We start from the raw sequence: 21,284 nt of genomic DNA, 5'->3' as shown, positions 1-21,284 counted from the left end.
AATAGAGGTCTTTCATTTGAACAGAGTCAAATCAGTTATTCTGCTGACACTGCTCAGCGTAATCCTAATGGCAATTGGCGGTGCCTTTGGCGGCAGATCGGGAGCATTTACAATGCTTCTGGTATCTTTTGGCATTAATTTTATTACTTACTGGAACTGTGATAAAATTGCTTTGGCACAGTATGATGCCAAGTATGTATCACCTCAGGATGTTCCTGAATTGTACGATCTGGTTGGAAAGCTTTGCCAAAATGCAAAGATACCTATGCCGAAACTTTATGTAATTCCTACAGATGTCCCTAATGCTTTTGCAACTGGCCGTAATGTAAATCATGCAGCAGTAGCAATAACGGAAGGACTTCTTTCCAGATTAAATAAAGATGAATTGGCCGGAGTAATAAGTCATGAGTTGTCACACATTCGACATCATGATACACTTATAATGACTCTAGCAGCATCTATTGCTTCGGCAATAGGCTATATTGCACAGATGGCACAGTGGTTCACAATTTTTGGCGGGCGTGATGAGAATGGCGAACGTATGAATCCTGTAGCATTAATTGTTACAATAGTGCTTGCTCCATTGGCAGCAACGCTGATTCAGTTCGCACTTTCCCGTTCCAGAGAATATATGGCTGATGCATCAGGCGCTGAAATTTCAGGGAAGCCGCTTGCACTTGCCAGTGCTCTCGAAAAACTGGATAATTATGCCCATCATGTAGTTATGCCCGGTGCTAAGCCGGCTACTAGTGGCTTGTTTATCATTAACCCTCTTTCTGCGGTTGGTGGTATTGAAAATTTATTTTCTACGCATCCATCTACGGCGGATCGTGTGAAAAGACTGCGTGAAATCGCAGCAAGAATGCATTAAGACAATTATTTTTAAGGAGGCGTTTTATGTCAGCTATTGAAAAAACTCTTGTTCTTGTAAAACCGGATGGTGTTAAAAAACATATTTGTGGTGAAGTCATCTCCCGTTTTGAAAGAAAAGGCCTGGAAGTTGAAGCTATTAAAATGATTCAGGTTCCGGAAGAATTGGCAAAGAAACATTATGAAGAACATGAAGGAAAAGGATTCTTCAAGGATCTTATCGCTTTCATCACTTCTGGTCCTGTACTCGTTATGGTTATCAAAGGTGAAAACGCAGTTGCTGCTGTCCGCCAAATCAACGGCGCTACCGATCCGCTGAAAGCTGTACCAGGCTCCATCCGTGGTGATTTCGCAACTTCTATTGATGAAAATGTCGTTCATGCATCTGATGCTCCAGAAACAGCAGAAAGAGAAATCGGTCTTTGGTTCCCTGAATTAAAGAAATAAGGTGATCTTATGTCGAAAGTATACACGCGTACAGGAGATAGAGGTAAAACAAGTCTTTATACCGGAGAGCGTGTTTCTAAAGATAGTTTACGCGTTGAAGCCTATGGCTCGGTAGATGAGGCAGACTCCGTTCTTGGGCAGGCAAGGGCTTTTGCAGTTCATGAAAATGTAAAATCTACAATTTATAAGCTGCAAAAAGATCTTTGGATGCTCATGGCTGATGTTGCCAGTGTAGGTAATGAACCTAATATCAAGCCAGAGGACGTAACTGAGTTGGAACGTCTGATTGACAGTTACACAGAATCATTACAGCCGTTGGATCATTTCCTCGTTCCAGGCGAAACAAAGAGTGAAAGTTTCCTGAACGCAGCAAGAAGTGTTGTCAGACGAGCTGAAAGGGCAATGTGGAGACTTAATGAATCAGAACCTGTAAATGAAGTGGACATACGTTATCTTAATCGACTTTCAGATCTTTGCTTTACTTTGGGAAGATACGAATCTGAAGTAAAGTAATCTTAAACAGAATTGATTTTGTGTGGAGGAGATATTCATATTATTGAATATCTCCTCTTACTATTTTATAATCGTATCTGAGATTGAATATTATCTATTGCCCATTAATATGGAATGAATTTAAATGCCGGAATACAATTTTGAGTACGGTTTCTGCTTAGTACTCAGCTTTATGGAGGAATTAGGATAATCATGGAATTATTAGCACCTGCTGGCTCACCAGAACATTTAATAGCTGCCTTGGATGGAGGCGCTGATGCGGTTTATCTTGGAGGAAAGAGTTTTAGTGCGCGTAAATTTGCAGGTAATTTCTCTCCTGAAGAAATGCAGGATGCCGTTCGTCTGGCTCATACCAGAGGAGTGGCTGTCTATGTCACTCTGAATACACTGATCGGTGATATTGAAATGGAGTCATTGAAAGAATATCTGGTATTCCTTAGCTCCATTAATATTGATGGCTTGTTAATACAGGATCTCGGCTGTATTGATCTTATAAAGGAGCTGGCGCCTAATATTCCGCTTCATGCCAGCACGCAGATGACGGTTTCCAATTTGGCCGGTGTAAAGTTTCTTGAATCTTTAGGCTTCAAGCGCGTCGTTTTATCGCGTGAATTGTCACTTACGGAAATCAGGAATATTGTTTCTTCCTGCAGTGTCGAGATTGAAGTGTTTATTCATGGTGCGCTCTGCGTCTGCTATTCCGGACAGTGCCTGATGAGCAGCTTTAGCGGCGGACGGAGCGGAAACAGGGGAGCCTGTGCCCAGCCGTGCAGAAAACCTTATGAACTTGTTGATCTTTCCGGACAGACCATCAACAAGGAAAAGGGCAGGTATATATTGAGCCTGAAAGATTTGATTGGCCTGGATTCCGTTCCTCAGCTGCTGGATGCAGGGGTTAAGTCTTTGAAGATCGAAGGACGCATGAAAAGTCCGGAATATGTGTATAACACAGTCTCTGCGTACAGAAAAGCAATTGATGCGGCTGAGGAAGGTGCTGTATTTAAAGATCACGGCAAAGAAGTCATTCGTCTTAAATCAGAGTTTAACCGCGGATATACGACTGGTTATCTGGATGATGATATCAGCGCTGACATGGTAACAGAATTTGCACCGGGAAATCGTGGCATTGAAGCCGGAGTCGTAAGGAATATCCATCATGATGAATTTGAGTTTGCATCTGCAGCTGATATAAGAAGACAATCTGCTACCGGCATTACATTTATTTCGAATAAAAGAACAATTGAATTTGTTCCGATGAAAAATGTATACAGAAAAGGTCGCGGGATCTATCAGGTCAAAACAAAGATAAGACCCATGACGAAGGGGCAGGTCTTTTGGATTTTGGATCCGGAAAAAAATACCTACACATTAAAGGATATGGATCAAAAGATATTAATAGATGCTTCTTTGTCTGCCAAGCCGGACAGAAATGTGGAATTAATTATTCGTGATCAGGACGGCAATGTTGCCAAAATTACGTCCTCTTATATTGCCCAAACCGCAATGCATGGTGCTACACAGGACAGCATCGTCCGGGAACAGTTATCCAGGCTCGGAAATACGGTGTTCGAATTAAATGACCTGGAAGTCAGCAATGAGGGATGTCTGCTGCCTAAAAGTGTCTTGAACCATTTGAGACAGGACGCAATTCTTGAATTGCAGGATATCAGGGTAAAAAGGCATGAAGAGAATATAAAGACCGGTGAAGAAAACTGGACCGGTACAAATATTTCACAAACCCTGGATGAAAAGAAGGATGCCCGGATCTGGGTAAGAACAAATTCCCTGCGGCATATAAAGGAAGCTGTTTCGCAGGGAATAAAAGGCTTTATTTTCGGCGGCGATTCCTTTGATCATGTACCAGTGAAGATGGATGATTATATGAAGGCTGCTGAATTCTGCAGGAATAATGATGCTGAGATTATCTTTGCTACACCGAGAGTTGTCAGAGATAAATACGAAAAGCAGGCTTCCCGGAGATTTCTAAAAATATTGGAAAATGTAAGGCCGGATGGAATTCTGGTTGAATTCTTGGGAGCCCTTGAATGGCTTAAGGATTTACATGACGGGATACCGGTATATGCCGGATCTTCATTGAATATATTTAACAGCGAAGCAGCAGATACATTGACACGATGGGGATTCAGCGGCGTATTGCTGTCCCAGGAACTGACGATACCCCAGATCAGAGGAATCAGAAGGGAAAGCAGGATACCTTTGGCCGTCTATGCGTATGGACGCACAGAATTAATGGTGTCAGAATATTGTGTGATCAACTCAGTTTGCGGAGATATCGATAAATCCCATTGTCCGGGATATTGCCAGCAGAAACGCTACTTTCTTAAGGACGATACGGGAAGGCTGTTCCCCGTGAGAACTGATGAATGGTGCCATATGCATATCCAGAATTCAAGTGTTTTGGATATGAGACCGTATATTTCACAGCTTGCAGAGAGCGGAATTAACGCATTATGTCTGGATTTCAGGGGCATTGATGAATCTGTAAGCGATGTGTGCAGTGATTATGTGCAAATACTGAATGGCAATAAAATGCCGCCAGATCCTTCAGAGAGAGGAAACAGCCGTAAGATAAGCCGTGGTCACTTTTTCAAAGGAGTGTTGTAAATTGGAGCAGGATGTATTAAACATCTTAGATTTTGATCAGATACGCAGCAAATTAGTAGAACTAGCCCCATCAACCATGGCTAAAATAATGGCATCCGAATTAACGCCGTCATCAATGCCCGAAATTATCGATCAAAAACTTACGGAAACGGAAGAGGCAGTCATACTGCTTCAAAGAGAAGTGTCTTCTCCATTGGGAGAAACACATGATATAAGAAAGATCATAGAGAAAGCACAAAAAGATATTATCCTGCTTTCTAATGAATTCATCGATTTGAACTCATCCCTTCTGACGTATAAGAGCATGAATTTGTACTTCGCAGGGGAAAGACATTTGAGGTATCCGGTCTTAGAGGAAATCTCACGGCTCATTGAGCCATTGGATCGTCTTACTGACCGCATTGGAAGGGTGTTTGATGAGCATGGGGAAGTGAAGGACTCGGCTTCTCCAAGACTGTCCCAGATACGTTCCCAAAAGGATCGTATTAAGTCAAGAATCAGGCACTTCTTCCAGCAGATTCTTGTAAATAAAGATTATTCCACTTACTTCCAGGATTCCATTATTACACAAAGAGACGGCAGATATGTTGTCCCCGTAAAGGAAGAATACCGGTATAAATTTAAAGGGATTGTTCATGACAGGTCCTCAACCGGACAAACTCTTTTTATGGAACCGATGGAATCGATCCAGTTAAATAATGATCTTGCAGAACTTTCTGTGGAAGAGTCTCAGGAAATTCAGACGATTCTGAAGAATCTGACCGATAATGTAAAAAAGAATGTAAATGTTATCAGCAAGGATTTCAAAGTTGTTTCTGAACTGGAATTTATCCTGACACGAGCTAAACTAGCATTGAATATGAAGGGTGTAAGGGCGGTATACTCACCGAAGGGAATACTGGACTTAAAAAATGCACGTCATCCCTTGATTCCTGAAAAGTCAGTTGTACCGGTTTCTCTGACACTTGGAAAGGATTTCAACATACTTATTATTACCGGATCCAATGCCGGCGGCAAAACTATCGCGATGAAAACTGCCGGACTGCTTTCCGTCATGAACCAATGCGGCCTTTTCATACCAGCCGATGAGGGTTCAACGCTTCCCGTATACAAGCATATTTATGCCATCATAGGTGATGATCAGAGCATTCAGTATAACTTATCAACCTTTTCAAGTTATGTAACGCAGCTTTCAGATATTTTGAAGAATGTCAATTCGAATGATTTAGTCCTTTTGGATGAATTGGGATCCGGGACTGATCCGATTGAAGGCGCATCTTTGGCACAGTCGATTACTGAATTCTTAAATGACAGGAATGTATCGTCTCTTATTACATCTCATTTTAATGAAATGAAAAAATTGGCATATGAGACAGAGGGATTGGAAAATGCTTTTGTTGAGTTTGATGAAATCACTCTTGTGCCTACCTACCATCTGGTAATAGGGATGGCGGGGAGCAGCAATGCTTTCAATATCTGCAAAAGATTGGGGATTCCTGATGGGATTATAGAAAGAGCTGAAGATTTAAAGAAAATGTCACCTTTAAATAACATGGAAGAGGTAATGGCCAAGCTTAATGCCCAAAGCAGGGAATTATCAAAAGAGCGTACCAATCTTCAGAATCAAATGAAAGAAATCGGGAGTTTGAAAGACAAGCTGTTAGAGGAAAGCGATAAATTCACTGCCAAACGTGAAAGCATATTGGCTAAAACAAGGGAAGAATCCGAGAACATCAAACGAAATCTCAGGATTCAGTCTGAAATCATTATTAAAGATTTGAAAAAGAATGCTGCAGAAATCGAGAGAGGAAACGTTAATAATATCGCTTCTTCAGCAAGAAATAAAATAGATGGGCTGAAAATGCCTAAGAATCATCAGAAGAGAGAGCCGATTGACCCCAAGGCATTAAAGGTCGGGCAGCGTGTCTTTATAGATACGCTCGATAGCGATGGTGTAATAAAGAATGTTTCGGGCAGCCAGATCAGTGTACAATGCGGGAAGTTGAAGGTCAGCGTATCAGCGTCTCATTGCTTTAAACCGCTCACGAAAGAGAACAATGCTCCCAAATCCGGTATTGAAGCCAGGCATATACGCAGGCAGCACCAGACATCTTCTGTTAATACAGTTCACACATCCCTGAATGTAATAGGAAAGACAGTCAGTGAAGCAATTCCGGAAGTGGACCGCTTCCTTAATGACTGCTTTATGGCAGGCGTATCTTTTGCTCACATTATTCATGGTAAAGGGACCGGAAGTTTGCGAAGGGGTATACATGAGCATTTAAGGACACTGAATTTCATCAAGGAATTCCATGAAGCAGATGCTAAAAATGGCGGTGCCGGTGCTACAGATGTCTATTTTTAATTGACTGGCATTCCCGGATGACAGGGCCTCTGGGCCGGATAATTCAGATTCTTACGAAAATGAACAGTAATGCTCATTCATACAAAAACTTGACCAAAAGTGTTTCGGGCGATATATTTAAATTGTGATAGTTTAATATAATTTCATTTAGGAGATACCATGTTCAATTTACCAGAAAAATATACAGAGATAGATGGATTCAGAATACCAAGTGATAAGGCTGAAGAATATAAACGTATCAAAGCAAGAATGATTCGTGAGGCTGAAACCTTTTTCCATACTTTTTGTGAAGAAGTGAAGAAAGAAAAACTGGTAGATCTTTTAGGAGAAGGTATTGTCGGCTATTCTTCTACTGGTGAAATGCTTGCCAGGATTTCATTAGATCCCTTTGAACTGTCTGCCATGAATGTTGCTCTCCAGAGAAAAAAGATTAGAGAATACATGCTGGCTACGAATGGCTACGATGATGATGATTATCAGCAGCTTCTTAAGGAGTTCGAGGAAAGAAGAGCAGAGAAGAAGGCCCAAAAAGATAAGAATAAATAGTAATAGGAAGGACCGTGCCATATGATACATTTTTTGTTAGACAGCACCTCTGCCATTCCTGAAAGTTATCTAGAACAACATGAAAACGTACATGTCGTTCCCCTGACTATTTCTATCAATCAGGAATATATACCTGAAAGCGATGTAACAATAGAAAAGGTCATTGAATGTTCAGAACGTGACAAGAAAACCGTACCGACAAGTCAGCCGAGCACCGGTGATTTTCTTCAGGCTTTTTCAAATGTACCGGAAGAAGATCCTGTCATCGTCCTGTGCTTAACGTCTGCAGTAAGCGGAACCTATAATGGGGCTGTTTTAGCTGCCAGACAGTCCGGACGCAAAAATATCTGCGTGCTTGACTCCAGGACGACTGCCATTGGAATGCTCCAGCTTCTTGAGGATGGTATAGAACTCGCACAGAGCAATCTGGCTTTTGATGAAGTATGCAAGAAGCTTTTTGATTTGACATTCCACATGCGGACTGAATTTACAGTAGATACTTTAGATTATTTATACAGAGGCGGGCGTATTGGCAAGGCAGCAAGCCTTATAGGCGGTATCCTGAAGATTCGTCCTGTTATCTATTTGAATCCAAATAACGAAGTGGATGTTTTAGCTAAGGTTCGTACTGAGAAAAAAGCGATTGCATCCATGGTGAAGTATTTGGAAGAAAATTCCCCTTGCAAGAGAATCGGAGTTGTACATATTGAAAACGAGGAGGGGGGAAAATCCCTGCAGGCTAAACTGCAAGAGTTATATCCCGAAAATGAGGTAACTCTTACGACCGGGACGCCGGTTCTGGCGTCGTATCTTGGGCCTGGGCTGCTGGGTATTATTTTTGAAAGTGCCAAATAATGGGGGCCAAAGTTATGTATACTACAATTGATAGTGTTTATTTTAAAAATATGTTGATAGGTGCATATCAGTTGTTCCAGCAAAAATATGAAATTCTGAATCAGCTGAATGTATTTCCTGTACCAGATGGAGATACGGGAAATAACATGCTTAATACACTTAAGTCCATGTACAGCATGATTGCTGACGTGGATCCAAGTGAACCAATCGGCATTATGGCGGAAAAAGCGTCTGCCGGCGCTATTATGGGCGCAAGAGGAAATTCCGGCGTTATCCTGTCCCAGATTATTCATGGAATCAGCAGGGGACTGCATGGCAAGACAACTGCGTCCTGCGGGCAGATGAGCAAGGCATTCCAGTATGGAATACTTTATGCATACAGATCTGTCACAAAACCGGTTGAGGGTACAATCCTTTCTGTAGCCAGAGGAATTGCCAAGGGTACAAGGGAAGTCATCCGTACAGAAACTGATTTCAGCAAGATTCTGGAAGCTTCCATCACCTGCGGGAATGAAGCCCTGGCCAAGACACCTGAACAGCTTCAGATACTGAAGGATGCAAATGTTGTCGATGCAGGCGGACAGGGACTGATATTCTTCTTGATGGGATGCCTTAATGGATTGACAGGAAAAGTAGAGAAAATTGATATTGAAGTAAAACCTGTCATCAGCAGACTGGAAGCCAAGGGTGAGCAGTTCTCCATTGAATATCCATACTGCACGGAGTTTATCATCAGTCCATGCAAACTGCCGGCTAAAGAGGTCAGAAAGAGACTGGAAGCCTGGGGCGAGTCTATGATTGTGGCTGAGGGCGATAATCTTATTAAAGTCCATATTCATGCACAGCGTCCGGGCCATGTACTTGATATGGCTGCTGACTGGGGAACGCTGCATGATATCAAATGCGACAATATGATAGACCAGTTCCATAAGAATAAGGATAAACAGAAAGTCATTGCTAAAAAGAAGCTGGGCGTCCTTGCTGTTGTCAGCGGAAACGGCTGGAAAGAACTGTATGAGAAGCTGCATTGCGATGTCATCTCCGGCGGGCAGTCGATGAACCCATCCGTTCAGGAAATCAGCCTGGGAATTGAAAATGGCCATTACGAAAAATATATTGTTCTTCCAAACAATAAAAATATCATTTTGGCAGCCCAGCAGCTCCAGAAAATGCTCGGCGATAAGGTGAATATAATTCCGTCCAGCAATCCTATGGAAGGGCTTGCAGCTGCCATGGAATTTTCTGAAGATGCATCTGTCGAAGAAAATATGGAAAACATGTCGGACAGGATGAAGGAAATCCACAGCGCATCGATAACCACTGCGGTAAGAGACAGTGTTGTTGGAAAAACAGTCATCCATAAAGATGATTACATGGGACTTGTTAAGGATCACGAAGTAGTGGCAACCAATGATCTTCACGACTGCCTCGAGAAGACAATTGGAAATATCACGACTGAGAATACGGAAATTATAACGGTCTATTATGGGGATGAATTGACGGAAGAGCGCTGCAATAAGGAAATAGAGCTTGTCCAGAAAGACTATCCGGATTTGACCTTTGAAATTTATAATGGCGGTCAGCCGCTTTATCCGATGCTCTTATCTGCGGAATAAATAGAAAAGGGGATGTGACAAAATTCATCCCAACAAAAAGGGCTCTGCCCCGGATCATTTGGTCCGGGGCAGAGCCTTTCGTGTTATAATTTTTTTGCAATGAAAAATAACAACACTAGCAATCATTTTACCGCAGAACGAGGCATTTTGCCAATGTTTCCCTCTGAGATTCTCAATGTCGATGATCCTGTTTTAATGTATGACAGATTTATGGAGGAAATCGATCTTAAAAAGTACCTTCGTTACATACCGACGCGTGGCGCTGGCAGACCCAGGTATAATCCCGTCAACATGCTGAAAACGATCATCTATGGTTTCGCAGAAGAAGGATATTGCTCTTTTAGAAAACTTGAAGATAATTGCAGGGTTAACATCAGATATATGTACCTGATGAATTATGAAGCCCCATCCTATCGGACATTCTGTCATTTCGTGAAGGGCTTTCTTAAGTATTCTCTCAAGGATATCTTTTATTCAATTACGAAAGAACTCTGCGGCAAACTCAACGTGGATTTGCAGCATATATATATTGACGGTTCCAAGTTTGAAGCGAACGCAAATAAATATAGCTGGGTATGGAAGAAATCCGCTGAAAAATCTCGCTACAAGCATTTTGCCAAGATTACCAGCCTTTTTGAGTTACTCAATGATGATCTTAAGTATGACCATATGAGTGTAAACATCAATACAGAATACGCTCCGGACTATCTGCGTCTGGTATTGGATAAATTAAAAGAAATCTGGCAGATTGATGAGACGGCCTTTGTTCATGGAAGCGGGCATCGCAAGTCCGATCATCAACGCAAGTATGAGCAGCTTAAGGCATATACATCAAAACTTGAAGAATATGTTGAGAAGATACAGATATGCGGTACTTCCAGAAACAGTTACTCGAAGACCGATACGGATGCAACATTCATGCGAATCAAGTCGGACTACAAGGGAAATGATCAGCTTCTGCCTGCATACAATGTCCAAATAGGTGTTGCCGATGAATTTATTGCCGTAATTGATGTTAACCAGTATCGTTCAGATATGGATTGCTTCGTACCGCTGATGGAGGAATTCCACGAAGTCTATGGGGCTTATCCTAAGTATCCTGTGGCAGATGCAGGATATGGATCTTTCAACAATTACATCTATTGCGAGCAGCACGGTATGGAAAAGTATATGAAATTCCCCATGTACAAGAAAGAAACGAAAGACAAGAAATACCATACCAATCCGTTTCGGCCAATAAACTTTAGAGTTGATGAGAATGGAACCATCCGTTGTCCAAATGACAGGGCTTTCAAATTTATCTATAGACATCTGGTCAGAGGGAACTTATACGGCAGGCAGGAGGAAGTATTTGAATGCGAAGACTGCCAAGGATGCCCGCTGGCAGAGCAATGTAAAAAGACCCCGAAGAACAAAAGAATCTCATTGAGCAGAGAACGGAATAACATGTACCAGGAGGTTCAGGATAATCTGGAAAGCATCCATGGAGCCCCGCTAAGAATGAACCGGTCAATCCAGGCTGAAGGAACTTTTGGAATCATGAAACATGACAGATGGTACAAAAGAATCGTCAGAAAAAGGATAGATTCTGTAAAAGTCGAGTTATACCTGGTAGCACTTGGCTATAATTTAAGGAAATACATCACAAAAATAATGCGTATAAGGATTGCCGCCTAAGACAATATAATTAAAAGTCTTATGGGGGTAAGGGGGCTTACGCATATTTTTACGTAAAAGGCTTACAGCAGAGCTAAAAATGATGAAATAAAGACGCAAAAAAGAGGCTGCAACAAAATGATTAACCATTTTGTCACAGCCCCTTTTTTTTATTATAGATGGCAGTTGTTTAACGTTCTTTGGTTTCAGCACCTTCTGCCGGGCTTGGGTAGAAGAACATTACACGGTCAGGCTGGAAATATCTGCTCGTTAATTTCTTGACAAGAATCGGAGTAATGGTCTGCTCAAAAGAAACGACATCAATAGGACTGATAATCGTATCTTCTACTAATACAATTATTGCAGGAGAAACCTCCGGAGCATTATCCGGAACCAAATCCCTGTCTAATGGGATATTGAATATAATCCTGACTGTTGCGATGTACTGATTTTTATAGTCAAAAATCGTACCCCTGAATGTATTTTCCCAAAGTGTTTTCATCAGGTCTATGGTATATTTATCCTGATTTAATTCTTCTGACATAATCATCACTCCTATCTTTTTAATCCTTTATAATAATACAACACCATAATATTAATGCAAGTACTTCGAGTCTTGTATTTAAGAATTATGTGGGGTGTGTCAAGAGTTTTGTGTAAATCGATTCAATAAGCAACATCGTATTGCTGCATAAGCTGAGACATCCTGTCGTCCATGAGCAGCTGGTTCCGGACCATCGCCCAGTTTGCGACGTGACGACCCTTCCATTTTTTATAGAGCTCTTGGATGCGTAGGTAGAAAATCTTGAAGACTGCATCCTCTTTGGGGAAAGCGCCTTTCTTGGTCACCTTGCGGAAGCTAGAGTTGACGCTCTCGATGGCATTGGTCGTGTACATGATCTTGCGCACGGCACTGCCATAGTTATAGAGCTGCTCGACGTGTGAGAAATTGTTTTCCCATACGCTGACCGCGCCTGGATAAGCCTGCCGGTCGGTCTTGAACTTCTCGAATTCCTGACGGGCCTGCTTGACGTTGATGGCACCATAGATGAGCTTCAGCTGCTTCGTGAATGCACTCCACTGCTTGCGTGGGATGTAGCGGATGGAATTGCGGATGAGGTGTACGATGCAGCGCTGAACCGTGGCATGCGGGAATACAGCCTTGGCGCCTTCCTCCAATCCGCTCACGCCATCCATGGACAGGATGCCAAGATCCTTAACGCCGCGAGCCCGCAGCTCGTCGAAGATCTGCATCCAGGCATGCTTGCTCTCCGTCTCGTTGATCCAGAGGGCAAGGACATCCTTGCAGCCGTTGACGTCATAGGCAAGCATGACATAGACGGCCACCTGCTGGACGCCATACTCCGTGCGCAGCGATACGTAGATGCAGTCGACGAAAGCAAATGGATAGAACGACTGGAGCGGACGATTCCGCCATGCCTCGACCTCTTCCATGACGCAGCCTGTGATGGTGGAGATCTGTTCATGTGACATCTGGAAGCCGTAGATGTCTTCGATGGTTGCAGCGATGTCGCGTTGGCTCATGCCACGGGCATACATCGCCAGTACCTTGCCCTCGATGGACGAAACGTCGCGCTGGTGCTTCTTGATAATCTGCGGTTCAAACGTACTCTGGCGATCCCTAGGGACGCGGATAGGAACCTCGCCCAGAGAGGTCTTGAGCGTCTTGGATGAATAGCCGTTCCGGACATTGTCACCGTCTTCGGAGCGCTCATGCTTCTTATGGCCGAGATGATTTTCCATCTCACCTTTGAGCATGGACTCAAAAATGGGGCCAAAAATCTGCTTCAGGACGTCCTGTACGTCTTCCGCGCTCTTGATGTCGTAGTTGTTGAGGATTTGCTGAGCAATCTGCTCGCCTGGGGTAGTTGGTGGAGTTTTACACTTTGCCATTCTGTTACCGTCCTTATCTTTGTTTACCCCAGTATGGGGCATAAAGTAGATTCATGCAATACCGATTTACACAAACTATTTTACACTCCCATTATGTGCTTTTATCTATTGATTTATCAATTCAGAAACATGAAGACATGACAGGCTTAAAATTCAATGAATTCCTATATTTATAGACAACAATCGATAAAAAGCTATTTATTGGCGATAGAATTTGACATATGTTATTATATAAATATTAAAAATAATTTTAAAATATATCAAATCCGGAAGAGGTGAATTACATTCATGGGGAATAAGATCTTTCTAGTTTTAGGAGGCGCCCGCAGCGGAAAAAGTGAATTTGCCGAAAAGCTGATGTATCATTTTACAGGGAAAAGAAAGGGATACATAGCAACGAGTCAGATTTTAGATGAAGAAATGAAATACAGGGTCCTGCTTCATAAGGAAAGACGGCCGTCTGATTGGAAGACTTACGAAATCATGCATACAGCAGGGAATCAGATAGGCACTGTATTAAATGAAACAGATACAATATTATTTGACTGCATTACAATGTACGTAAGCAATTTATTGATGGATCATATCAGTAATATAGATGCTGAGGTTTTAGGTGTTTCGGATTTGGAGAAGCTTCAGAGTTTATTGCAAAATGATCTGGATCGAATGTTTAACGAAATATCTTTAGTTTCTGACCGGGAGATTATTTTTGTTTCAGACGAACTCGGAATGGGGATTGTCCCGGCTAATGCAATGGGAAGAGTATACAGGGATCTTGTCGGCCTGGCAAATCAGTATATTGCCAAAAAAGCGGATGAGGTATACCTTTCGATTGCAGGAATTACTGTTGAGCTCAAAAGCAGAGGAGTGGAGCTGTCATGAAAAAAGCAAAGAAATTAATGTTTCAGGGAACCAGTTCACATGTAGGCAAAAGTATTTTGACTACGGCATTTTGCAGAATCCTGGCTCAGGATGGATACAAAACGGCACCTTTTAAAGCACAGAATATGGCATTAAATTCCTATGTCACTCCTTCCGGTGGGGAAATAGGAAGATCAACGGTGGCACAGGCTGAGGCTGCAGGTGCGGAACCGATTGTGCAGATGAATCCTGTCCTTCTGAAACCTACTGGCAATTCCTGCTCGCAGGTCATTATTCTTGGCACATCCAGAGGCAATTATTCTGCATCCGAATACCAGAACCAGTATAGCCAGAAAGCCTGGGCATCCGTAAAAGAAAGCATAGAATATATGGAATCCCACTATGATGTTATGGTCATAGAAGGCGCAGGCAGCCCGGCAGAAGTGAACCTGAAGAAAAATGACATCGTAAACATGAGAGTTGCTAAAGAATGCAATGCTTCGGTATTTTTGATAGCAGATATCGACCGCGGCGGTGCTTTGGCATCTATTGTCGGTACACTGGAACTGCTTGATGAAGACGAACGGGCTCTCGTTAAGGGTCTTGTCATCAACAAGTTCAGAGGAGATATCAAACTTCTCGAACCCGCTTTGACCTTTTTGAAGGAACGTACAGGAATACCTGTTTTAGGCGTTATTCCTTATTTGAACAAACTTGGCATTGATGATGAGGACTCCGTTTCCCTGCAGGAAATCCCGGATGATCACGTGATGAGGGATATCCATATTGCAGTAATCCAGACTCCTAAGATTTCCAACTTCACAGATTTCGACGCTTTGAATCACGAACCGGATGTCAATGTACGCTTTGTACAAAAGGGAGATTTGCTTGGAAATTCTGACTTGATCATCATTCCGGGAAGCAAAAATACTACAGAAGACCTCCTCTATTTGAAGAGGGAAGGCTATGCAAAGGAAATCTGCGAGCTGGCAGAACAGGGAACTCCGGTAATCGGCGTTTGCGGCGGTTACCAGATGCTTGGTGAAAAAGTCAGCGATCCGGATCATGTAGAAAGCCAGAATGATGAAGTCGATGGTTTGGGACTGCTGCCGTATACGACAGTTATGCAGGGGGTAAAGAACACATATCAGGTTCATTTTGATTGTGACGATCTGCCATTCCTCGATATGCAGTTTAAGGGCAGTGATTTAAAGGGATACGAAATACATATGGGCGAAACTACACTCAATAAACCTGCCCAGACTTTATTCCACATTACCAGCCGCAGCAGCAAGGATGTTGACGTGAATGATGGCTATATCAACGAAAAACATAATGTATTCGGGACATACTGCCATGGCGTTTTCGATAATGATGAATTGAGACGTGCCATTATCAATGCTTTGCGCAAGAGAAAAGGATTAAGTGAACTTCCGATTCAATTCCGCTATAGAGAGTATAAAGAATCTGAGTATGACCGTTTGGCGGACTCAGTCAGGAAGTATTTTGATATGGATACTGTTTATGAAATCCTGAGGAATGAATAAGTGAGTGATTTTTATTATTCTTTAATGTATGCTGTGATTCCGATCACAGCATGCATTATTGATACAGTCTACGGGGATCCGAGATCTAATTTTCACCCTGTTGTGCTCATAGGAAACTTAATTTCTTATATTGAAAACAAACTGTATCCCAAGAAGCCGGCTCTCCCGAAAGATTTAATGTTGAGGGGCTTATTGACAGTATGTCTTGTTCTTTTGACTGTTGGCCTGATCACATCATTTTTCGTGTACCTGGGACACAAAGGCGGAATTCTTCTCTATTTTTCGCTGAGTGCGTTGATTCTCTATGTCACTATTACGCCCAGAGCCCTTGCACGCGATGGAATGGAGATTTACCATCTTTTGAGAGACGGTGATCTGGTTAAGGTACGGGCAAGACTCAGCTGGATTGTTGGCAGAGATACAGATAACCTGTCGGAAGCTGATATCGTAAGAGGGACAGTAGAGACTATTGCCGAGAATACAACTGACGGAATTATATCGCCTCTGTTTTATTTCATGCTTTTCGGCCCTGTTGGCGCTGCTTTGTACCGCGCTGGAAACACCATGGATTCCATGCTTGGGTACAAAGACGACAGATATCTTTATTTTGGCCGTATTGCCGCCAGACTGGATGATATTCTGAATTATATTCCTGCAAGAATAACATTTTTGCTTTTTGCAGCAAGTGCTTATATTTTAAGGCTGGATTGGAAAAATGCTGTCGCTATAACCAGGCGTGATGCCCGCAAACATCCTAGTCCTAACGGAGGATATGCGGAGGCGCCGATGGCAGGAGCTCTGAATGTAAGACTGGGCGGATATAACTACTATCACGGAGTTGCCGAATTTAGAGAGTACATGGGGGACCCCAAGGTAGAACTTAAGGCGTTTCATATCAAGAAATCTATTATAATGATGTACCTGGCAACAGCGATCTTTGTTATATTCGAGTCAATTGTTATTTTCTTCACATGGTGATTTACAATGAATTCTTTTCTTGTAGGACTCCAGTTTTTAACACGGATTCATTTGTCTTCCAAAGCAATCTGGAAAGATGAGGAATTCGGTAAAAGTGTCATGTGGTTTCCTGTGATTGGATGGATTATAGGGCTTTTTCTTGTTCTGATTTTTCAGATTACGAAGCCTTTGGATACCCCCATATTAACGGGATTCCTCCTGGTGATTGGAGAAATTTTTATTTCCGGCGGTACGCTGACAGACGGGCTTATGGACGCATCTGACGGGCTTTTTTCCGGGAGGTCAAAGGAAAGAAGTCTGGAGATTATGAAAGATAGTCTCACAGGCTCTTTTGGCATGCTGTCGATTTTGATTTATGTTTTTTTGACAACACTATGCTTAGGGTATGTGGATAATACTCAGGCAATGCTGATGCTCCTTATTGCCATGCCAACTTTGGGGAGGCTGAACCTGGTTATAAGCATTTGCAATTATAATTATGCCAGACCATATGGTATGGGGAAGGCTTTTGCCGCTTATCACTCAAAGTACACGCTGCTTTGGGCAATTTTCTTCGCCATGCTGCCTGCGCTTTATTTTGGGTTCAGCTATTTATTCCTTATGGGGATTTCCATCATTATTGGCCTTGGCTTAAATAACTGGGTTGTCAAAAAAATTGACGGAACTACGGGAGACACGTATGGTTTTGTTACAGAAATAACAGAAGCAGGCATAGCGCTCCTGGGGGTTCTTTTGATTAGAGGGGACTTATGGCATATATAGTCAGTTCTCCGGGATCCTGCGGAGAATTTATTCAGGGATATATGGATGGAATATCGTTTATGGTGACTTGTCCGATTAACAGATATTCTTACGCAATGAGCCAATTCGACGGTCCGGGAGATCGTTTACCGAAGAAGGCAGCTCTTGCTGTAAAGAAAACGCTGAATTATCTGGGCGAGGAAGACCGTGATATTCCAATAAGACTGAAATCTAATATTCTGCCTGGAAAAGGAATGGCATCAAGCACTGCCGATATCAGCGCAGTCGCTCAGGCTGTTGCGCTTTCCTGCGGGAAAAGGCTGACAGCGCATGAAATAGCAGATATTGCACTTTCCATAGAACCAAGTGACGCCACTTTCTTCAACGGGATAGTACGATTTGATCATCGCGGCGGCACACTCATTCAGCAGATCGGTGACTGCCCGCCTCTTAAAATATTAATTTATGACTGCGGCGGAGAGATAGATACAGTCGATTTTAATACCAGAGCGGATCTGGTCGATCTTCAGAAGGAAAACGAAAAGTATATCAAAATAGCCCTTAACCTTTTCAGGAAGGGGATTCAGAACGGTTCTATTGATGAAATAGGAAGAGCATCCTCCATCAGCGCTTTTGCAAACCAGAAGATCTTATATAAGAAACAACTCAACCGTTTCTATAAAGTTGGGATGCAGGTGGGAGGAAAGGGAATTATCTGTGCGCATAGCGGAACCGTTTTAGGACTGATTGTTTCAGCCGATGGTGATATTGAAAATATGAAGCAGAGTATAAATGAATATATGGGAAAGGATTTTTCATATTTAGATTCTGTGGAAATTATTAATCAAGGAATCATAGATAGAAAGTGCGATGCGAATGAGTTCGACAAAGAGTAGACATGGCGGAGATATTTATGGATTTTCAGATGAGGAAAGAGATAAATTTCTGGATTTCAGCATCAATATAAATCCTCTGGGGCTATCCCCTAAAGGAAAAGCTGCCTTAACCGCAGGCTGGGAGAAGGAAACTTTGCGATATCCGGATGTCAAATGCAGAGATCTCATCAAAGCCTTATCAGAACGTTACCATGTCAATGAAACTAATATCGTGGTTGGAAATGGCGCCACTGAGCTGATGTATGCCATCCTGAGAATCATCAATCCGGATCTGGTTTTGATACCTGCTCCTTCATTCAGCGAGTACAGGCTGTCTGCAGAAGCAGCTGGGGCAAAAGTCTTGAGCCTCATGAGTGAACCGGCTGCATCCTTCAAAGCTTTCATGGAAGAAGTAAAAAATAATATCCAGCAGAATTCTTTGATATACGTAGGGAATCCTAATAATCCCGACGGCTTGCTGCTGGACTCCAGGGATCTTTCGGATCTTATAGAGATTGCTGATGCTGCGTCCAGCTTCCTTGTGATAGATGAATCGTTTATTGATTTTGTGGGAGATGAATATTCCTACCGCAATCTGAGTGAGACGCATTCAAATGTTATTATAGTTACTTCGCTGACTAAATTTTATGCAGTTCCCGGGCTGCGTATAGGCTGCGCTTTTCTTCCGCAGGCCATTCGTGATCAGGTCAATCAGAATCTCGTTCCCTGGAATGTCAACGGATTAGCTCAGCTGTACATGGTGCATGCGGTCAAAGATAATGAGTATATAGAAGAATCCAGTTCATTCTGCCTGATGCAAAGAGCAAAACTGGTTGAAAGATTGAAAGAATTTCCCGAGATCAAGGTGTATCCGGGAACGGTAAATTTTGTTCTTTGCGAGCTGCTTGTTAAAGGAATGGATGCCAAAGCTCTTCAGGCAAAACTGATTCACTACGGAATCATTATCCGGAAATGCGGAAATTATGAAGGATTGGATGATTCATTTTTCCGGGTAGCAGTGCGTTCTGATATTGAAAATAATAAGCTCATTAATGCATTACATGAGGTGCTTGCTAAATGATAACTATTTATCTGATCCGTCATGGTGAAACTTTGTGGAACAAAAAGGGACGCTATCAGGGAATCGCCGATGTAGAGCTCAGCGAGAAGGGAATCCTTCAGGCCGATAAAATTGAGGATTATTTCAGAGATATCAAGCTGGACGCTGTAATTTCAAGCCCCTTAAAAAGAGCTGTCAGAACAGGACAAGGCGTTGCCGTATCCCATGATCTCCCCCTGATAATTGAAGAGAACCTTCATGAGCTTGATTTTGGAGAATGGGAAGGAAAAAACTTTAAGGAAATAGAAAAGTGCTGGCCCGGATCCATGGAGAAGATGTTCACGCAGACTGAAACATTCAAATTTCCTAATGGTGAATCTTTCGAGGAATGCAGGAAGCGTGCTGCCGCATGTATAAAGAAACTCATTTCGTCAGGTGGTAATAAGACTTATGCTGTAGTCTGCCATGGTGTAGTGCTTCGAATGATTATATGCTCCTTCATAGGTATCCCGATAGCCAGAGCATGGAATCTTTCTTTAGATAATGCGAGCATATCCGTTATCAAGTGTTTCAACAATGGCTTGAATGTATTGGACTCACTCAATGGCGTCAGCCATTTGAAGGAATGATAATAGTATGCTGCGCTGAGTCCCGTCTTATGCCTGTTTCCAATTCCTTGAATTTTCATGGACAAAAAGTTCTTGATACGGTATTATTAGAGGGTAATGGAAAAGAGTGATTATGCATGTTATTAAAAGATAGAATCTTTGATTTTATGAAGGATAGCGGTCTGGATGCAGTTTTCGTTCAAAAAAATGAAAACTGTTATTATATTTCCAGATTTACGGGATCAGACAGCTTTTTATTTCTGACTAAAGATGCCGATTATCTTCTTACTGACAGCAGATATACAGAACAAGCAAAACAGGAAGCGGTTGGATTTGAAGTTATAAATCATGCAGGGAAATTACCGAGTGTTATTGCTGAGCTCGCTCAGAAGCACAAGGTCAAGCGTATAGGCGTTGAATCTCCGTTTTCATACAGTGCCTATCTGAGCTTTTCTGCTGTGATGGATAATGTAGAATTCAAAGTCTGCGCATTGGACAATATCAGACAGATAAAAACACAGGAAGAACTTAAGTGCATTGCAGAAGCCTGCCGGATTTCGGATGAAGGATTCAAGAAGACGATTCCATATATCAAGCCCGGAGTTACGGAGCGGGAGCTGATGGCTGTTTTGGAAAGTTCCATGCTGCTGGAAGGCTCTGAAGGGAAATCATTTGATACGATTGTTGCTTCTGGCTATAGAGGAGCGTATCCGCACGGTACTGCAACAGATAAAGTGATTGAGTCAGGGGATCTCATTACCTTTGACTTTGGCGCTATATATAAGGGATATCATTCCGACATCACAAGAACCGTTGCCGTTGGAGAAATTTCCGACCAGCAGCAATTCATGTATGATAAAGTGCTGGGATGTGTTGAGTATATAGAAGGCCTGCTTAAGGCAGGCGAGACTGCTTCTGATGTGGATCACTTGGCCAGAGAATACCTGAAAAAATTCTCTTTGGATAGTTATTTCACTCATGCGCTTGGTCACAGCGTAGGGCTTGAGATTCATGAGGCGCCGGTTCTGGCACCGCGTGACCATTCCGTTTTAATGGTCGGAATGACTGAAACGGTAGAACCCGGAGTTTATATCCCGGGAGTAGGTGGAGTTCGTATCGAAGATACGGTCACAATAGAAAAAGATGGAATTTCAGTTTTAACGAAATTCCCCAAAAAATTTTTAAGGGTTTAGTAGGAGGAAAAGTA

19 protein-coding genes are annotated in these 21,284 nt (G+C 42.5%); 17 read left to right on the top strand and 2 right to left on the bottom strand.

All coding sequences use genetic code 11. The features are described 5' to 3' along the window. The first annotated feature begins 16 nt into the window (after positions 1 to 16). The 9 genes from Dia5BBH33_RS04845 to Dia5BBH33_RS04805 all read left to right on the top strand — a co-directional run bounded on the left by Dia5BBH33_RS04845 (position 17) and on the right by Dia5BBH33_RS04805 (position 11,514). Positions 17 to 871, top strand: a complete 855-nt coding sequence (locus tag Dia5BBH33_RS04845) for a zinc metalloprotease HtpX (RefSeq protein ID WP_108849720.1) — start codon at positions 17 to 19, stop codon at positions 869 to 871. Positions 872 to 897: 26 nt separating this feature from the next. Next, positions 898 to 1,317, top strand: a complete 420-nt coding sequence (ndk, locus tag Dia5BBH33_RS04840) for a nucleoside-diphosphate kinase (RefSeq protein WP_108849721.1) — start codon at positions 898 to 900, stop codon at positions 1,315 to 1,317. Positions 1,318 to 1,326: 9 nt separating this feature from the next. Next, positions 1,327 to 1,830: a cob(I)yrinic acid a,c-diamide adenosyltransferase gene (locus Dia5BBH33_RS04835; protein WP_022382110.1), complete on the top strand. Its 504-nt coding sequence runs from the start codon at positions 1,327 to 1,329 to the stop codon at positions 1,828 to 1,830. Between the two features lie 192 nt (positions 1,831 to 2,022). Further along, on the top strand, positions 2,023 to 4,455 hold the full coding sequence (locus Dia5BBH33_RS04830; protein ID WP_108849722.1) for a DUF3656 domain-containing U32 family peptidase: 2,433 nt from the start codon (positions 2,023 to 2,025) through the stop codon (positions 4,453 to 4,455). A 1-nt stretch (position 4,456) separates the two neighbouring features. Next, on the top strand, positions 4,457 to 6,820 hold the full coding sequence (locus Dia5BBH33_RS04825; RefSeq protein WP_143332495.1) for an endonuclease MutS2: 2,364 nt from the start codon (positions 4,457 to 4,459) through the stop codon (positions 6,818 to 6,820). Positions 6,821 to 6,979: 159 nt separating this feature from the next. Next, positions 6,980 to 7,366, top strand: a complete 387-nt coding sequence (locus Dia5BBH33_RS04820; RefSeq protein WP_022382107.1) for a hypothetical protein — start codon at positions 6,980 to 6,982, stop codon at positions 7,364 to 7,366. A 21-nt stretch (positions 7,367 to 7,387) separates the two neighbouring features. Beyond that, entirely contained in the window at positions 7,388 to 8,221 is an 834-nt protein-coding gene (locus Dia5BBH33_RS04815; RefSeq protein ID WP_108849724.1) for a DegV family protein, read from the top strand. Then, positions 8,221 to 9,837 carry a DAK2 domain-containing protein gene (locus Dia5BBH33_RS04810; RefSeq protein ID WP_232518094.1) on the top strand — a complete coding sequence of 539 codons (1,617 nt, stop codon included), beginning with the start codon at positions 8,221 to 8,223 and terminating at the stop codon, positions 9,835 to 9,837. The genes Dia5BBH33_RS04815 and Dia5BBH33_RS04810 overlap by 1 nt, the downstream gene beginning before the upstream one ends. A gap of 99 nt (positions 9,838 to 9,936) precedes the next feature. Next, positions 9,937 to 11,514, top strand: a complete 1,578-nt coding sequence (locus Dia5BBH33_RS04805; protein WP_143332493.1) for an IS1182 family transposase — start codon at positions 9,937 to 9,939, stop codon at positions 11,512 to 11,514. A 169-nt stretch (positions 11,515 to 11,683) separates the two neighbouring features. Here Dia5BBH33_RS04805 and Dia5BBH33_RS04800 read toward each other — a convergent pair whose 3' ends face one another. Both Dia5BBH33_RS04800 and Dia5BBH33_RS04795 read right to left on the bottom strand, forming a co-directional pair. Continuing rightward, positions 11,684 to 12,037, bottom strand: a complete 354-nt coding sequence (locus Dia5BBH33_RS04800; protein WP_231939218.1) for a hypothetical protein — start codon at positions 12,035 to 12,037, stop codon at positions 11,684 to 11,686. Positions 12,038 to 12,159: 122 nt separating this feature from the next. Next, the gene (locus tag Dia5BBH33_RS04795) at positions 12,160 to 13,407 is read right to left on the bottom strand and encodes an IS256 family transposase (RefSeq protein ID WP_143332492.1); all 1,248 of its coding nucleotides are present in this window, start codon (positions 13,405 to 13,407) and stop codon (positions 12,160 to 12,162) included. A gap of 288 nt (positions 13,408 to 13,695) precedes the next feature. On the opposite strand from Dia5BBH33_RS04795, the gene cobU reads away from it, so the two are divergent. From cobU to Dia5BBH33_RS04755, 8 genes are all read left to right on the top strand, one after another. Beyond that, complete coding sequence (gene cobU / locus Dia5BBH33_RS04790; protein WP_108849726.1) at positions 13,696 to 14,289, top strand: bifunctional adenosylcobinamide kinase/adenosylcobinamide-phosphate guanylyltransferase; 594 nt, start codon at positions 13,696 to 13,698, stop codon at positions 14,287 to 14,289. Then, positions 14,286 to 15,815, top strand: a complete 1,530-nt coding sequence (locus tag Dia5BBH33_RS04785) for a cobyric acid synthase (RefSeq protein ID WP_143332491.1) — start codon at positions 14,286 to 14,288, stop codon at positions 15,813 to 15,815. Before cobU ends, Dia5BBH33_RS04785 begins: the two co-directional genes overlap by 4 nt. 24 nt (positions 15,816 to 15,839) lie before the next feature. Further along, positions 15,840 to 16,793 (top strand): adenosylcobinamide-phosphate synthase CbiB, encoded by a 954-nt coding sequence (gene cbiB, locus Dia5BBH33_RS04780; RefSeq protein WP_108849728.1) that lies wholly within the window; start codon positions 15,840 to 15,842, stop codon positions 16,791 to 16,793. A 6-nt stretch (positions 16,794 to 16,799) separates the two neighbouring features. Continuing rightward, positions 16,800 to 17,555 carry an adenosylcobinamide-GDP ribazoletransferase gene (locus Dia5BBH33_RS04775; protein ID WP_022382221.1) on the top strand — a complete coding sequence of 252 codons (756 nt, stop codon included), beginning with the start codon at positions 16,800 to 16,802 and terminating at the stop codon, positions 17,553 to 17,555. After that, on the top strand, positions 17,543 to 18,430 hold the full coding sequence (locus tag Dia5BBH33_RS04770) for a GHMP family kinase ATP-binding protein (RefSeq protein ID WP_022382222.1): 888 nt from the start codon (positions 17,543 to 17,545) through the stop codon (positions 18,428 to 18,430). Before Dia5BBH33_RS04775 ends, Dia5BBH33_RS04770 begins: the two co-directional genes overlap by 13 nt. Further along, on the top strand, positions 18,405 to 19,490 hold the full coding sequence (locus Dia5BBH33_RS04765) for a pyridoxal phosphate-dependent aminotransferase (RefSeq protein ID WP_332835635.1): 1,086 nt from the start codon (positions 18,405 to 18,407) through the stop codon (positions 19,488 to 19,490). Before Dia5BBH33_RS04770 ends, Dia5BBH33_RS04765 begins: the two co-directional genes overlap by 26 nt. Before the next feature lie 32 nt (positions 19,491 to 19,522). Further along, the gene (locus tag Dia5BBH33_RS04760; RefSeq protein WP_232518093.1) at positions 19,523 to 20,098 is read left to right on the top strand and encodes a histidine phosphatase family protein; all 576 of its coding nucleotides are present in this window, start codon (positions 19,523 to 19,525) and stop codon (positions 20,096 to 20,098) included. 116 nt (positions 20,099 to 20,214) lie between these two features. Beyond that, positions 20,215 to 21,270 carry a M24 family metallopeptidase gene (locus tag Dia5BBH33_RS04755; protein WP_143332488.1) on the top strand — a complete coding sequence of 352 codons (1,056 nt, stop codon included), beginning with the start codon at positions 20,215 to 20,217 and terminating at the stop codon, positions 21,268 to 21,270. Positions 21,271 to 21,284 lie beyond the last annotated feature (14 nt).

This window comes from Dialister hominis (assembly GCF_007164725.1).
Classification (GTDB): Bacteria; Bacillota; Negativicutes; order Veillonellales; family Dialisteraceae; genus Dialister; species Dialister hominis.
This window is presented reverse-complemented; position numbering and strand designations above follow the sequence as displayed.